Origin of the sequence: Paramaledivibacter caminithermalis DSM 15212 (assembly GCF_900142245.1) — a bacterium.
GTDB lineage: Bacteria > Bacillota > Clostridia > Peptostreptococcales > Caminicellaceae > Paramaledivibacter > Paramaledivibacter caminithermalis.
This window is the reverse complement of sequence record NZ_FRAG01000011.1, coordinates 39,702-56,108: the sequence shown is the minus strand read 5'-3', so window position 1 is coordinate 56,108 and position 16,407 is coordinate 39,702. Positions and strand designations below refer to the sequence as shown.

The following is a 16,407-nucleotide window of genomic DNA, read 5'->3' as shown; positions in this document are numbered from 1 at the left end:
TAGAATATATAAACATAGCTACTTTTAAAACATTACTATAATTGGAGTGCTGTTATGATTTTAGAAAAGCCAAACAAGCTACATGAGATTAAGAATGATTATATGTATATTATCTTAACTATAATAATAACTTTTCTGATTTTTTTTATTGTTATTACCTATGAATATGAGTTATATACTGTTTTTAGTGTGGTAAACTTTTTAACTTGGCATACTATATTAGAGTTTATTAGTATAGTGTTTGCATTTATTATTTTTAACAATTGCTATTATTCATATAAACATACAAATAGATTGAGACTGTTAGTTCTTTCATCGACTTTTCTTTTAGTAGGATGTATAGACTTTTTGCATACACTATCCTATGAAGGTATGCCCGTTACTTTTGCTCCAAGCTCTGCTAAAATGGCAACTACATATCGGATTATAGCAAGGCTAATAATGGCTGTAGGAATTTTTATAACTTCTATTATGCCATTTTTTAAAAAGGCAAAAATAGATGAAAGGTTGACTATATTTTTAAATATATTTTTAGCATTTATATTTTTTTATATGGTTAATTATAGATTAGATGTATTACCATCGTTAATTATTGAAGGAAAGGGATTGACAAGCTTAAAAATAAATCTTGAGTATCTAATAATGTTTTTACAGATAATATCAATAATTAATTTTATTAAAAACTATAGAATGACCTTTAATAGATATCTTATAAAATTATCTTCAGGTCTTGTATTAATGACCTTTAGTGAAGCTCTCTTTACTCTTTATAAAAGCCCATATGATACATTTAATTTTCTCGGACATTTATATAAGGCTGTAGGATTTTATTTAATATACCACTCAATTTATAAATATAATATTGAATTGCCATATAAAAAGCTTAAAGAAGCAAGAGAAAAAATCAGCTTATATGCAGATAATTTAGAAAAATTAGTTGACATAAGAACAAAAGAGTTTAAAGAGGCCAATTATAGACTAAATAAAGAATTAGATTATGCCAAGGTTATTCAGCAGTCGTTGTTGCCACCTAGTAATATTGATTTTGGAAATGTTAATTTTATTTCCCAATACATACCCTGTGAAAAGTTAAGTGGAGATTTTTATGATATTTATGAGATAGATAAAGATAATATTGGAATGTATATACTTGATGTTACAGGACATGGTGTTCCTGCAGCGTTATTAACGATGTTCAGTATAAATAATATAAAATCCAATGAAAGGTTAATAAAAAGATATAGGGGACTAAAACCTCATAAAAATCTTCAAAATTTCTATGAAGAATTTAATAAACTTAATTTTCCAGAAGAAATGCATATTGTAACATTTTTTGCAACATATAATAGAACAGAAAAAATTCTTACATATTGTTCAGCTGGTATGAATTGCTATCCTATCCTCATAAAAAAAACAGGTGAATATGAGCTGTTAGATAGAAGCCAAGGGTTTCCCATTTGCCAGTTTAGTGATTTTTTTACACCTGAATTTAAAAGTGCAAAGATTAAACTTCACCAAGGGGATAAGGTGATATTTTATACAGATGGTTTAACAGATATGCAGAAAAATTCTGCCATAGATTATAAGGACTTAATAAATATTTTGCTAAAAAATCATAAAAATAATATAAGAGAGTTGAATTATGATTTATTAAAAAGGTTAGAAAATTCTAAAAAAGATTTTGATGATGATATAACATATTTTATAATGGAGGTATTATAACTTAATTACAAATATTGACTAATAATTATGAGAATAATATAATGTATATATAATTTTATAGTCATTGACTATTTGTTTGAAGGTTTACGAATAAGTTAGTCATTGAAAAAGGAGTTTGAATATGAAGGATATTTTAGTATTAAGAGAATTGGAACAGATAAAGGCGATTGCTCATCCATATAGGCTGGAAATTATTGAATCCTTTGAGGAATCTTCTGCCACTGCTAAGCAGATTGCTGATAAAATGCAAGAGCCCCATGCAAAGGTAAATTACCATATAAAAACTTTAGTAAAGGTAGGTATACTAGAACTAGTTGAAGAAAAAGTTAAGCTAGGTATAGTAGAGAAGTATTATATGCCTTCTGCAAGAAATTTTGTGATAGATAGAAATATATTAAATACAAGTGAAAAAAGTGTGTTAGAGTCACTGGCACAGGCCTCTATATCTTTATTTGAAAATATTTCTAAGGATTTTTATAGAGCTGTTGAACATACCAATGAAAAGGAATATCCTAAAAAATTTTTATACTATAATGACTATTACTTAACCCTTGAAGAAATAAACCAATTACAAAGCAAGTTAGAGTCAGTGCTTATAGAGTTTTTAGAAGGAAAAAAGGATAAGAATAGACCAAATACAAAAAGATATACTATATCGTCACTTATGATACCTAGAGTCAAAGATAAAAAATAATATTCAAGCTGCAAGTTTTAATTTTTAACTTGCTACTATTTTAGAAATATTGATCTAAATAAAAGGGAATTTTATATTAGAATAATTAACTATTTAGATAAAAATGCTAATGATATAGAATCATCAGCATTTTTTATTGTTAAAGAAATTAAATATTAACCCATATATATTATTTGATAAAATCCGAAATTACATGTTTGATTGCAGAGATAATTGGGTAATTTATAATTGTGAAAAAATAAAAGGAGATGAAATGATGTATATTGGTCCCCATTTATCTATAGTTCGAGGATTTGAAGCAACTGTCAGACAAGCCATTAGCATTGGCGCAAATACCTTTCAATTTTTTACAAGGAATCCCAGGGGAGGGAAGGCTAAAAAATTAGACTTAGAAGATATAAAGACAGCTGATGATTTATGCATAGAAAATAGATTTAATTTTATTTTGGCCCATGCACCCTATACCTATAATTTTGCTTCAAACAAAGATAAGACATGGGAATTTGGGAAAGAGCTTCTTAAGAATGATTTAAAGAGGCTGTCTAATTTAAAAAGCTGTTGCTATATAGTTATGCATCCTGGAAACCATTTAGGAAAAGGAATGGAATACGGTATACAAAGAATCTCACAAGGAATAAATGAAGTTCTACAAGGAAATGAAAATACAATGATTTTATTGGAAACGATGTCTGGTAAGGGTACAGAAGTTGGTTATAGATTTGAACAATTAAAGGAGATAATAGATAGAGTTAATTATAGTAATAAAATAGGGATATGCTTTGATACTTGTCATGTTTATTCAGCGGGCTATGATATTGTAAACAATCTAGACAATGTCCTTGAGGAATTTGATGAGATAATAGGGCTAGATAAGCTAAAAGCAATACATTTGAATGATAGTAAACATGAACTAGGAAGTAAGAAAGACAGACATGCATGTATAGGTGAAGGTAAATTAGGTTTGAATGGTATACTGGATTTTATAAATCATCCCAAACTAAGAGAAATTCCACTATTTTTGGAAACTCCAAATGATATAGATGGATATGAAAGAGAAATAAAACTGTTAAAATATGGTTACAATAATGTTACAAACCGGTAGATGAAATGTTATCGGTTTTTTTATTGTTTAAATATTAATAAATATATCTCTTATTCCTAATAATATAGATATTCCAGTAAAACAGTTAATTTATACATATCAAAAATCCCCAAAAGCTCTGGATATTTTGATATGTACAAATTAAGTTTTACTATGGGAAATCTATATAAAAAAGATTTTTCTTTGAGGAGTGGGATATTTGAAGGCGTTGATTGCTGCTTTAATTGCAGGTCTAGCCACAGGAATAGGTGCTTTACCTTTATTATTTGTTAGCAAAATATCGAAGGCTATGGAGGATTTACTTTTAGGCTTTGCTGCTGGAATTATGATTTTTGCTAGTTCTTTTAGCCTTATTAGACCAGTTTTAATGAGAAAAAATATTCTTCAGGTTATATTGGGATTACTTATAGGAGCCATTATCATGGCTATAGTTGAGATTACAGTTCCCCATATTCATTTAGATAAACTAAAGGTTATTGATTTTCAAGATGAAACCATGAAAAAGACTATTCTTCTTCTTATGGCTATAATTATCCATAGTATTCCTGAAGGACTTGCAATTGGAGTAGGGTATTCATTAGGAGATTCGTCTGTTGGATTAGTTATGACAATTTCTATTGCTGTACAAAATCTGCCCGAGGGTTTAGTTGTTTCTGCTCCACTCATAGATAAAGGATATTCTAGACTAAAGGCCATTGCCTTTGGGTTTTTAGCTGGAATGGGGCAACCATTAGGGGCTGCTTTAGGAGTAATGATGGGTAGGATGATTATTATTTATAAGCCGTTTATTTTCAGCCTTGCAGCTGGAGCAATGTATTATGTGGTATCCCATGAACTTATTCCTGAAAGTCATTGCAATGGTAATCAAATGAAGGCGAGTTTTGGAGTTATATTTGGGTTTATTATTATGTTATTTATAGATTATATGGTAAAATAAATTAAATATTTGAGCTAGCAAATAAAATGTCTTGTTTTTAATATATAGATTTCCCATAGTAAAACTTAATTTAACTCATTGTGCTAGTTTCTACCTAAGGAAGTTTTAATATTTCATTTAAGTGAGGATTAAAATGATTACAAAAGGGAAAATAATTAAATATTCTAAAGAAATAGGTATAGATTTAATTGGTTTTGTAAAGGCAGAGGTTTTTAAAGAATTAAGGGATATGCTAAAAAAAAGAGAAGAGAAAAATTATCTATCGGGATTTGAGGAAAAAAGTATTGAAAAAAGGATTAATCCATATCTTACTTTAGAGAATGTAGAAACTATAATTGTTATTGGAATTCCATATTTTATAGATGAAGCTGATATAGAACAATCGAAATCCTGTGGAAATGTTGGAAATATATCTAGAAGCTCCTGGGGAAAGGATTATCACATAGTATTAAAGGAAAAAATGAAAAGTCTTACAGAATATATAGCTGCTGAAGATCCCGACTTTAAATATAAGTATTTTACTGATACAGGACCTTTGGTAGATAGATATTTAGCTTATAGAGCTGGTATAGGATGGTATGGAAGAAATAATTGTATTATTTCCTATGACTACGGGTCATGGATTTTTATAGGTTATATACTTTGTAATTTAAAAATAAAGCCAGACGATTCTTTGAAAACAAGATGTATAAATTGTAATAAATGTATCAATTCATGTCCAACTGGTGCATTGATGAAAAATAACATTTATAATTCAAAGCTATGTATATCTTATCTTACTCAAACTAAGGAAGATATTAAGTATGAACTTAGGGAAAAAATGGGTAACAGTTTGTATGGTTGTGATATTTGCCAATTAGTTTGTCCCCACAATCGTAAAAGGTTAGCGGGCAATAAAGATTTTATACCTAAAAAAAATAGCTCTAAACCTGATTTATTGGATTTACTTAAATTGTCAAATGAACAGTTCAAGAAAGAATTTGGAGATACTGCCTTAGCTTGGAGAGGAAATAGGATTATGAAAAGAAATGCTTTAATTGCATTGGGGAATTGTGGTAGCCAAGAGGTAATAGACCATTTAGTAGAATATCTAAATAATCCTTCCATAATGATAAAAAAATACTGTGCTTGGGCAATTATTAGATTAAATAAAGACAAGGGGAAGAAAATTTTAAATGAACACTTAAAAAAAGAAAAAGAACGTGAAGTTATTGATGAAATATTAAAATTATATAAATACTATTTATAGAACTGTTGGTTTATGAATAAAGCCAGCAGTTTTTTGTTGTCTAGAAACTCAAACTTTTTTTGTAAGAAATTGCATAGCTAAAACAGAGTAAAATAAAGGACTAGAAGAAAAATTAAAACTATTGTCAGTAAAATATTAGTACAAATTGTCTTCTTTTAAAACTTATTAAAAAGACCCTAGTACTTGCAACTTGGAACATGGAACTTGCAACTAAAATGTGCCCTATGGCCGCATTTGTTTTTGAGAAGCTCAAACATTTTTATAAAATCATTAAAATTTTATGAAGCAAAGTTTAATTAGCTGAATATTATAGAATATAGCTTCCAAAAAGGAGGGATCTTGTGGGAGAAAGAAATAGATTAAGTTATTATGAATTAAAAAAAATATACCATTCTAGTCATTTTAAATTTACAACTACTGATAGTTTAAAGGCTTTTGATGGTATTGTTGGACAAGAAAGGGCAGTGAAGGCATTAGAATTTGGTTTGGATGTAAAAAATTCAAAATATAATATATATATATCTGGAATAAAAGGAACAGGGAAAACGACTTATTGCATTTCTAAAGTAAAAGAAAAGGCTAAAAAAGAAGAAAAAAAATATGATTGGTGTTATGTAAATAATTTTAAAGAATCAGATAGACCAAAGAGGATCAAGCTTCCAGCTGGAATGGGAAAGATGTTTAGGGAAGATATGGAGTATTTTGTAAGAGATTTAATAGCAGAAGTTACAAAGACCTTTATCAGTGAAGATTATCAAAAGAGAAAAAATGATATATTGAAAAAATATCAAGTTGAAAAAAAACAATTATTAGATTTTTTAATTCAATATAGCAAAGAATTAGGATTTGAAATAAGTAATGTATCGACGGGATTAATATTTGAACCCATCAAGGATGGTAAAAAAATCAGTGATGAGGAATTTGATAATCTAAATTCAGAAGAAAAAAAGGATTATGAAAAAAAAGCTGAAGATATACAATTAAAAGCACTAGAAATCATGCGAAAGGTAAAGCTGTTGGAAAAAGAAGCTAAAAAGAAGCTTTATGATTTTCAAAAAATGACTGCTCATTTCATCCTTAAGCCAAGTATTGAAGCTTTTATTGATAAATATAAGGATTTTGATAGCGTTGTTCAGTATATAAAGGAAGTAGAAGAAGATGTAATAGAAAATGTTTCAGATTTTCAACTTATTGCAGAAGCAGATATTGAAAATAATAATGATATAAAAGACTTTGCTCCCAGGTACTATGTTAATATTATAGTAGATAACAGTGAGACTCAAGGGGCTCCAGTCGTTATTGAGACAAATCCAACATTTAGTAATCTTGTTGGAGTGATAGAATATGAAAGTGAAAACAGCTCTTTGAAAACAGATTTTACATTGATTAAAGCAGGTGATATCCATAAGGCAAATGGTGGATATTTGATAATTGATGCACTAGAGCTTCTTAGGAATCCACATTCATGGTTAGCTTTAAAGCGGGCATTATACACTAGGGAGATTAAAATTGAGAGTTTGCGGCATCAGCTAGGTATTACGGATATAACTACTCTTAAGCCAGAACCAATACCAATAAATATCAAGGTAATATTGATTGGAAATCCTCATGTTTATAATTTACTCTACCAATATGATGAAGATTTTCATAAATTGTTTAAGATCAAGGTAGATTTTGACTGCACAATGGAAAATAGAATTGAGAATCAATATAAAATGGCTTGTTTTATTAAGTCCTTTTCTGAAAAAGAAAATTTAAGACATTTAACGAAAGAAGCTGTATTTAAAGTTTTAGAGTATAGTAATAAAATAGCTGGTAGTCAAAATAAATTGTCTACAAGATTTAGTAAAATAACAGAGATTCTTATAGAAGCTGATACATGGGCAGGATACGATAAAAATAAATATATTACCGACAGGCATGTGAAAAGAGCTATAAAAGAAAAAAGAAAAAGAAGAAACAAGGTAGAGGATAGAATTGATGATCTATATAGGGATGGTAAAATTATAATAGATGTAAAAGGAACAAAGATTGGAAAGATAAATGGGCTTTCAGTACTAAACACAGGTGATTATATTTTTGGTAGACCAATGGTTATAACCGTATCATCCTATGCAGGTACAAAAGGAATCATCAATATAGAAAGGGAAGTTGAACTTAGCGGTAATATTCATGATAAAGGAGTTATGATTTTAGAGGGATATATAAACGAAAAGTTTTGTAAAAATAAACCATTAAGTATTACATCAAAGATTTGCTTTGAACAATCCTATAATGGTGTGGATGGCGATAGTGCGTCAAGCACGGAACTCTATGGCATCTTATCAAGTATAGGTGATATTCCTATAAGGCAAGATATTGCTGTAACTGGTTCAGTTAATCAAAAAGGAGAAATTCAGCCTGTGGGAGGAATAACAGAAAAGGTAGAAGGGTTTTACAATATATGCAAATGCCTTGGAATGACAGGTAGTCAGGGAGTAATAATACCTTATCAAAATAAGGAAGATTTAGTTCTTGAAGATGAAATCATTGAGGCTGTAAGAAACAGGCAGTTTCATATTTATGCTATATCAACTATAGAAGAGGGAATGGAGATATTAACGGGAAAAAATTTTGAAACCATATCCAATATGATTGAGAAAAAATTAGAGTCCTATAGCCAAATATCGAGTAAAGATGAAAATTCAAACTAAAGACAAGAACAAAGGCGTCTTTGATGCGTTCTAAGTTGCAAGTATTAGGGTTTTTCTAGTAAGTTTTAAAAGAAAAAAATTTGAGTTCTTAAGAAATAAAAAATGACAGGTCAATTATTGATCTGTCATTTTTGCATTAAAATTGTAATGAGTTTTTTTATTTTACCCTTGATTATTTATAAATTTGTAGTATACTAAAATTAATTAATGTACGCACTTCAAACACATAACAAAAATAATTTTGGAGAAATGTACGCCGTGAAAACACATTTGAATTTACATTGCGATCAAAACTTTCAAGTATAACATTGAGCTGCTATATATAGAACTGAAATGGGAGTTGCAATAAATATCTAAAAGATATTCGAATTAGAGAAATTTCGAAATATTCTAATTGACTATTATATAATAATTATGATTGTAAATAAATGCTTAAAACTTAGCTAGGAAAAGGTTTTAAGCTATGTATATAGTTATTTTATTATAATATAAGATGAGGTGATTAAAATGAAGAGAATTTTGATTACAGGTGCCTTAGGACAAATTGGTTCAGAGTTGGTTTTAAAGCTTAGGGAAATTTATGGAGAAAATAATGTAGTAGCTAGTAGTAAGAGTATGGAAAAAGAAGGTAGTGAAGAAATAATAAAATCTGGCCCCTTTGAAATAGTTGATGTTTTAAATCCACAGCAAATGGCAGATGCAGTTGAAAAACATGATATAGATACCATTATACACTTAGCGTCTATTCTTTCAGCAGTAGGAGAAGCAAAGCCCCATTTACTTTGGAACGTGAACATGAATGGATTGTATAACGCTTTAGAAGTTGCGAGAGAGAAAAACTGCGGAATATTTGTTCCAAGTTCAATAGCAGCCTTTGGACCCAATACTCCAAAGGATTTAACCCCTCAAGATACAATCCAAAGACCTACAACTATATATGGTGTTTCTAAGGTGGCTGGAGAATTACTATGTGATTACTACTTTGAGAGATTTGGTGTAGACGCAAGGGGAGTTAGATTCCCAGGACTTATTTCCTATAAGGCTTTACCAGGTGGAGGAACAACAGATTACGCTGTGCATATTTACTATGATGCTTTAAAGACAAAGGAATTCATATGTAATATAAAAGAAGGAACTAAAATGGATATGATGTATATGCCTGATGCATTGGATTCTATAGTACAACTTATGGAAGCAGACCCATCTAAGCTTAAGCATAGAAATGCATTTAACATAACTGCTATGAGCTTTGGACCCGAAGAAATTTATGCAGAAATCAAAAAGCACATACCAGAATTTACTATGAGATATGAAGTTGACCCTGTTAAGCAAAAAATTGCTGAGTCATGGCCTAATTCACTAGATCATAGTGCTGCCCAAAGTGAATGGGGATGGAAACCAAAGTATAATCTTGAGACAATGACAATAGATATGTTAGAAAAACTAAGAAAGAAGCTTAATATAGACACAATTTAACAACTCACCAAGATAGATTCTACCTAAGGGAGTTTTAATATTTCTTTTTGTTAATTACGGTTTATATAATTATTGTTTGGATATCATATAAATATTTCTGTGATATACACTTGTGCAACGATTTAAACTAAATTATTATTCATTTAAAAAAGAGGAGGTTTTTAAATGGCAAATGTGCATGAATTAAATTATTTAAAAGAAAAAATTCAAGATTTAAAGGACCAAGGAGTTTATAGAAAGCTTCCAATTCTAGAAGGTGCAAATGAAGCAGAGGTAATTTTGAACGGGAAAAAAGTTATAAACTTGTCTTCAAACAATTACCTTGGCTTTGCAAATCATCCAAGGCTAAAGAAAGCTGCAGTGGATGCTGTAGAAAAGTACGGTGTAGGAGCAGGTGCGGTTAGAACTATAGTTGGGAATATGGATCTTCATGAAGAATTAGAAGAAGTTTTAGCTGAATTTAAAAGAGAAGAAGCGGTTATGACCTTTCAGTCTGGATTTAATTGTAATGCAGGAACTATTCAAGCCATCACAGAAAAAGGAGATTTAATTATATCCGATGAATTGAATCATGCAAGCATCATAGACGGAGCTAGACTTTCAAAGGCTAATAAGACTATTTATAAACATAATGATATGGATAGCTTAGAAAAAGTACTAAAGGATAATAGGGATAACTATAGAAATATTCTTATTATCACCGATGGAGTTTTCAGTATGGATGGAGATATAGCAAATTTACCTGAAATTGTTAATCTGGCAGAAAAGTATGAAGCCATGACATATGTTGATGATGCCCATGGGTCAGGTGTTTTAGGTGAGAATGGCCGTGGAACAGTAGATCACTTTGGATTACATGGAAGAGTAGACTTTAGTATAGGTACTTTATCTAAGGCAATAGGTGTTATCGGGGGATATGTTGCGGGAAGTAAAACTATGCAAGAATGGTTAAGTCATAGAGGCAGACCTTTATTATTCAGTACTTCCTTGCCACCAGCTGCGGTAGGTGCTATTATTGAAGCTGTAAAGATGCTTATGGAATCCAGTGAATATACAGATAAGCTTTGGGCAAATGCTAAATATTTTAAAGAAAAATTAGGTAAGCTAGGTTTTAATACTGGAAATAGTCAAACGCCAATAACACCAGTTATAATTGGTGATGAAGCTAAAACTATGGAATTTTCTAGAAAACTCTTTGAAAATGGAGTGTTTGTATCTGGAATAGTATTCCCAACAGTACCTAAGGGAACAGGTAGAGTAAGGTGTATGGTAACTGCAGGACATACACAGGAACAGCTTGATAGAGCAGTAAAAGCCTTTGAAAAAGTTGGGAAAGAAATGAATATACTTAAATAAGGTTAAAATATAATATTATAAAAATCCATGGGGCCACTTTAGTGAATTCCATGGATTTTTTTATTGTTTTAAGATAAAATTTCTAAAATAAATAAATTTCTTGTTACGTTGAAGGAGAATTTTTTTTGTTATATAATTGTAATTATACGAAATTAACTTAATCCACCAAGCTAGAAAATAAAATTTTCTTTTTTGAGATATCTTAGTGGGTTTTAATATTTCATTTGAGTGATTTTTATAAACCTGTTTTTTCCTTCAAAATAACATAAAAAAAACGGGTTTATTGCATGAACGAAAAGGAAATATTAAAACCCCCGCGACAGGAATTAATACAACGGGTTAGCTTAATATTTGTTCATGTACTATAAAAATTGATGAAAGAGGATTAAAATGGTTATTGGAAGCTGTGAGATTGAACTGATTATATTTGAAGTTAATTCATTAAAGGAAAAAAGACATGTAATCAAGAGTCTAATAAAAAGAATACAATCTAGATTTAATGTATCAATAGCAGAGGTAGATTTAAATGATATATGGAGAAGAGGAGTAATTGGTTTTGCTTGTGTAACTACTTCCACAAAACACGCAAATCAAATAATTAATAATGTAGTAAAATTTATTGAAAATGACGGTAGAGTCGAGATTATTAATTGTGAATTTGATATATTATAAAATTAGCTACTTTAAAATTATAGCTATATGAGGTGATAGGTTGAATAAAAAAGAAAAGCTAAGAGCTATTGATATACTGAATACAACATATCCTAATGCTGATTGTGAATTAAGATATAAGACGCCGTTTCAGCTGCTAATAGCAACGATTTTATCAGCTCAAACAACAGATATAAAAGTTAATCAGGTTACTGAAACCTTGTTTGTAGAATATCCAGACTTAGAAGCTTTTCTAACATTAACAGTAGAAGAATTGCAAGGGAAAATTAAGACCATAGGCTTACATAAAAGTAAGGCTAATAATATAATAAGAACTTGCAGATTGTTAGCTGAAAAATATAAAGGAAAAGTGCCAAAAAATCTTGAAGATTTAACTAGTTTATATGGAGTAGGAAGAAAGACAGCTAATGTTGTTTTGGCAAATGCCTTTAATGAGCCAGCTATTGCTGTAGATACACATGTATTTAGGGTATCTAATAGAATTGGTATTGTAAAGTCTAAAAACCCTTTAGAAACTGAAAAACAGCTTATGAAGGCTATACCTAAAGAAATGTGGAGTAAGGCTCATCACCTGTTGATATGGCATGGAAGAAGGATATGCAAGGCTCGTAAGCCAGAATGTTATAGATGTCCTTTACTAGAAATATGTAAATATAAGGATAAGAATATAGTCTCTAGTTAAGAAATATTGTCAATTTATTAGAAATGTATTGAAATTAATGGAAGATGTGTTAAACCGAGGTTAAATTTTATATATACTAAACCAATTATTTGTCGTATAATGGTGTATGGGACAGATTTAATCCTGTGCTTGTTTAGTGAATATTATACAAAAGATTAAGAATAATGTCGAAGGAGGGAACATAATGGAAGACGTTATTTTTTCTCTCGATATAGGAACAAGGAATGTTGTAGGTATACTTGCTAAAATGGAAGATGATGTTTATAAGGTAATTGACTATGAAATATTGGAACATCCTGATAGATCAATGTATGATGGGCAAATACATGATGTAGAAAAAGTAACTGAAGTTGCAAAAGAAGTAAAGGAAAAGCTGGAGGAAAGAAATGGAGAAAAGCTTAAGTATGTGGCTATTGCAGCTGCAGGTAGAGCTTTAAAAACACAGAAGACTTTTGTAGAAAATGAAGTGGATTCTACTGTGATGATAGACAAATCTATTATAAATAGTCTAGAACTACATGGAATACAAATGGCTCAAGAACAATTAGAAAGCGAATGTAATGATAGAGAATCAAGATACTATTGTGTTGGTTATACTGTTGTGAATTATTATTTGGATGGTAGTATTATTGGCAACCTTAAAGGTCATAGAGGTAAAAAAATTGGAGCAGAAGTATTGGCTACTTTTTTACCCCATGTTGTAGTAGATAGTTTATATACGGTTGTCCATAATATTGGACTTGAGGTTATAAACTTAACCCTTGAACCGATAGCTGCAATAAATATTGCAATTCCTCAAAAGTTTAGATTACTAAATTTGGCTCTTGTAGATATTGGAGCAGGAACATCGGATATTGCTATTACTAAAAATGGAACCATTTCCTCCTATGCAATGGTTTCATTTGCAGGTGATGAAATAACAGAAGCACTTGCACAAGCCTTTTTATTAGATTTTATTACTGCTGAAAAACTTAAAATAGAACTGGGTAATGAAAATAATCATACATTCAATGATGTTGTTGGTATAGAATATAATTTATCAACAGATGAAATTATTTCAAAGATTGATAAGGTAATAAAGGAACTTAGTGAAGAAATAGCTGAAAAAATAGTAGAATATAATGGAAAACCTCCCAGTGCGGTATTTTGTATCGGTGGAGGTAGTCAAATTCCTAAATTAAGAGATTATCTATCGGAAAGGCTTGAGCTTCCAAAGGAACGTGTAGTCATAAAGGGCATTGAGACCTTAGAGAAACTCGAATTTGTGTGTCAAAAATTGAATGGGCCAGAATATATAACACCACTAGGTATAGGGTATACAACTTTTAAAGACAAGGATTTGGATTTTTTAAATGTCACAGTAAACGAAAAACCTGTTAGATTATTTAATTCAAAGGAATTATCCGTTTCTGACGCATTGTTATTAGTAGGATTTAGTGCAAGGAAGCTAATAGCGAAAAAGGGTAAATCAATTTCTATCATGATAAATGGAGATAAAAAAGTATTTCATGGTAGTTATGGAGAATCAGCCAAGATTTACGTTAATGGTAAAATAGCCAGCTTAGATAAAAAGTTAAAGAATGATGACCATATCTTTATTGAAGAGGCAACACCTGGCAAAGAACCCGTAATTAAAATAAAGGATCTTGTTAATTTTGGTGAAAAAGTTTTATTGGATGATAAGGAAATAGAGCTAATAAGAGATGTAAAAGTAAATGGGCAGAATAGTCATGAAAGTTATATATTAAAAAACAATGACAATGTAAGGATTGAAAGAATCAGAAGTATTAAAGAAATACTAGAAATTAATAATATTAAAAAAGATAAAAATAAGTTTTTTGTAAATGATATTTTAGTGGATGAAAATTACATACTAAAAGATGGCGATGTTATTAGAACTGAGGGCTTGGAGGAAAAAAATAATACTGTCATTGAAGAAATTTGTGAAGAACAGAAGAAAAATAAATCGGAATATATTAAGGTTAATGTAAACGGAAAGGATATTGAATTAGAAAATAAAGATAAAAATACTATTTTTGTTGAAATATTTAATCATATAGATTTCGATTTGAAAAATCCAAAGGGAATATTAGAATTAAGATTAAATGGCAATCGGGCTAATTATACCGATATTCTTAAAGACGGTGATAATATAGAAATATTTTGGAAATAGAATATATTATTTATAGAAGATTTATGGTTGGTATAATAAGTAGGTAAAGTTAATATTATATGTTAAGGTTGATGATAATTATTAAATTGCTTTAAAAAAATTAGAATTAGACATCAAAACCTTCAATTTAAAAGTGTCTAAGACGCTGTTATTATCAAAACATACTTTAATATTGTGGAGGTCTTTATGACAATTAATAAAAATGAATCGAAGAACAAAAAGAAAAAAAAAATTCAGACCATAGTAATTGCTGTTATTGCATTTATTTTATTTACAAGTATATCTGGACTAGTCTCTCTTATGCTCATCTACAAGGATTCTATTTATAATGGAATCTATGTAGAAAATATTGATATTAGTGGACTGAATGTAGTTGATGCTAACAAAAAAATTAAAAAAAACCTAAATAGTATCCTAGATAATAATAAATTGATATTAAAATATAAAGAAGAATCTTGGGAGTTCAATTCTAAAGATTTAGGCTTAAAGTACGATTTTTTACAGGCAGTAAATGATGCCTATCTAATAGGAAGACGTGGAAGTTTTATAAATAGAGTACATACAATGCTTAATCTTCAGAATGAATCACATAATATTCAAATAAAGGCATCCTTGGATATAAATAAAATAAATGATTTGTTAAATATTATTGAAAAAGATATAAATCAACCATCTGTAGATGCATCCATAAAAAGGGTTGATGGGGAATTCGTGATTACTGAAGAAACTTTAGGTTTAAAACTAAATAAAGAAAAAACAGCCGAAATAATATCTGAAGCACTTTTAAATAGCAATATATATGATGTGAATGAAGTCAAACTCGTTGTGGAAACCATAACTCCTAAATATACTGTAGAGATTCTTAGTAAAATACAGAACCTTTTAGGTTCTTATACGACAAAATTTAATAAGAGTAAGGTAGGTAGAAGTTATAATGTAGATTTGGCTTCTAAATCAGTTAATGGAACGGTACTCTTACCTGGGGAAATTTTTTCTTTCAATGATGTTGTTGGACCTAGGACCATAAAAAATGGATATAAAGTTGCACCAGTGATTTTTAAAGGGAAGCTTGTTGATGGTGTAGGAGGAGGGATTTGCCAAGTTTCAAGTACCTTATATAATAGTGTTTTATATAGTCAGCTTGAGGTTGTAGAAAGAACTAATCATACTATTCCTTCTAGCTATGTTCCAATAGGATTAGATGCCACAGTATCATACGGAGTGTTAGATTTCAAGTTTAAAAACACTTCAACAGCTCCAATATATATAGAATCATTTATAAAGGACAATAAAATAACCGTTAATATTTATGGTGAGAAAAAATTAGATAGAGAAATAAAATTGACAAGTAGAATAGATAGGGTTATAAAAAGAGATACCGAGATAATTTTTGATGAAAATATGTTTGAAGGAGAAGAAGTAATAGAGGAAAAAGGAAGGGACGGATATAAGGTTTCTTCATACATGCTTATATATGAAAACGGAAAATTTGTAGAGAAAAAGTTAATATCTAAAGATTATTATAGACCAAGTAAGGAAATTATAAAAAAAGGGTTAAAAAAGCCTATTGAACAAGATAATGATATAGATAATAATAGTTTTAATAATGATGATAGTAAAAATGATTTAGATATAAATAATTAACTGTAGA

12 protein-coding genes are annotated in these 16,407 nt (G+C 29.5%); all 12 read left to right on the top strand.

What is annotated here, in order from left to right:
* The first annotated feature begins 54 nt into the window (after positions 1 to 54).
* Positions 55 to 1,722 carry an MASE3 domain-containing protein gene (locus tag BUB36_RS06375; protein ID WP_073148174.1) on the top strand — a complete coding sequence of 556 codons (1,668 nt, stop codon included), beginning with the start codon at positions 55 to 57 and terminating at the stop codon, positions 1,720 to 1,722.
* Between the two features lie 121 nt (positions 1,723 to 1,843).
* On the top strand, positions 1,844 to 2,416 hold the full coding sequence (locus BUB36_RS06370; protein ID WP_073148172.1) for a winged helix-turn-helix domain-containing protein: 573 nt from the start codon (positions 1,844 to 1,846) through the stop codon (positions 2,414 to 2,416).
* A 136-nt stretch (positions 2,417 to 2,552) separates the two neighbouring features.
* The gene (locus BUB36_RS06365; protein WP_330390439.1) at positions 2,553 to 3,518 is read left to right on the top strand and encodes a deoxyribonuclease IV; all 966 of its coding nucleotides are present in this window, start codon (positions 2,553 to 2,555) and stop codon (positions 3,516 to 3,518) included.
* A 199-nt stretch (positions 3,519 to 3,717) separates the two neighbouring features.
* Positions 3,718 to 4,455: a ZIP family metal transporter gene (locus tag BUB36_RS06360; protein WP_084111785.1), complete on the top strand. Its 738-nt coding sequence runs from the start codon at positions 3,718 to 3,720 to the stop codon at positions 4,453 to 4,455.
* Between the two features lie 133 nt (positions 4,456 to 4,588).
* A complete protein-coding gene (queG, locus tag BUB36_RS06355; protein WP_073148167.1) occupies positions 4,589 to 5,704 on the top strand; it encodes a tRNA epoxyqueuosine(34) reductase QueG in 1,116 nt (371 codons plus the stop codon).
* A 341-nt stretch (positions 5,705 to 6,045) separates the two neighbouring features.
* Positions 6,046 to 8,397, top strand: a complete 2,352-nt coding sequence (locus tag BUB36_RS06350) for a Lon protease family protein (RefSeq protein WP_073148165.1) — start codon at positions 6,046 to 6,048, stop codon at positions 8,395 to 8,397.
* A 507-nt stretch (positions 8,398 to 8,904) separates the two neighbouring features.
* Complete coding sequence (locus BUB36_RS06345) at positions 8,905 to 9,873, top strand: L-threonine 3-dehydrogenase (protein ID WP_073148163.1); 969 nt, start codon at positions 8,905 to 8,907, stop codon at positions 9,871 to 9,873.
* A gap of 165 nt (positions 9,874 to 10,038) precedes the next feature.
* Entirely contained in the window at positions 10,039 to 11,229 is a 1,191-nt protein-coding gene (locus tag BUB36_RS06340) for a glycine C-acetyltransferase (protein ID WP_073148161.1), read from the top strand.
* 390 nt (positions 11,230 to 11,619) lie between these two features.
* Complete coding sequence (locus BUB36_RS06335) at positions 11,620 to 11,901, top strand: DUF503 domain-containing protein (RefSeq protein ID WP_073148159.1); 282 nt, start codon at positions 11,620 to 11,622, stop codon at positions 11,899 to 11,901.
* Positions 11,902 to 11,941: 40 nt separating this feature from the next.
* A complete protein-coding gene (nth, locus tag BUB36_RS06330; protein WP_073148157.1) occupies positions 11,942 to 12,583 on the top strand; it encodes an endonuclease III in 642 nt (213 codons plus the stop codon).
* A 184-nt stretch (positions 12,584 to 12,767) separates the two neighbouring features.
* Positions 12,768 to 14,756, top strand: a complete 1,989-nt coding sequence (locus BUB36_RS06325) for a cell division protein FtsA (RefSeq protein WP_073148155.1) — start codon at positions 12,768 to 12,770, stop codon at positions 14,754 to 14,756.
* A 186-nt stretch (positions 14,757 to 14,942) separates the two neighbouring features.
* The gene (locus BUB36_RS06320) at positions 14,943 to 16,400 is read left to right on the top strand and encodes a VanW family protein (RefSeq protein ID WP_084111783.1); all 1,458 of its coding nucleotides are present in this window, start codon (positions 14,943 to 14,945) and stop codon (positions 16,398 to 16,400) included.
* Positions 16,401 to 16,407: the final 7 nt, after the last annotated feature.

What these genes read in the sequence shown, in the direction of transcription:
- BUB36_RS06375 (WP_073148174.1), top strand. Translation starts at nt 55, where the DNA reads ATGATTTTAGAAAAGCCAAACAAGCTACATGAGATTAAGAATGATTAT.
- BUB36_RS06320 (WP_084111783.1), top strand. Translation starts at nt 14,943, where the DNA reads ATGACAATTAATAAAAATGAATCGAAGAACAAAAAGAAAAAAAAAATT.
- BUB36_RS06370 (WP_073148172.1), top strand. Translation starts at nt 1,844, where the DNA reads ATGAAGGATATTTTAGTATTAAGAGAATTGGAACAGATAAAGGCGATT.
- queG (WP_073148167.1), top strand. Translation starts at nt 4,589, where the DNA reads ATGATTACAAAAGGGAAAATAATTAAATATTCTAAAGAAATAGGTATA.
- BUB36_RS06335 (WP_073148159.1), top strand. Translation starts at nt 11,620, where the DNA reads ATGGTTATTGGAAGCTGTGAGATTGAACTGATTATATTTGAAGTTAAT.
- BUB36_RS06340 (WP_073148161.1), top strand. Translation starts at nt 10,039, where the DNA reads ATGGCAAATGTGCATGAATTAAATTATTTAAAAGAAAAAATTCAAGAT.
- BUB36_RS06325 (WP_073148155.1), top strand. Translation starts at nt 12,768, where the DNA reads ATGGAAGACGTTATTTTTTCTCTCGATATAGGAACAAGGAATGTTGTA.
- BUB36_RS06345 (WP_073148163.1), top strand. Translation starts at nt 8,905, where the DNA reads ATGAAGAGAATTTTGATTACAGGTGCCTTAGGACAAATTGGTTCAGAG.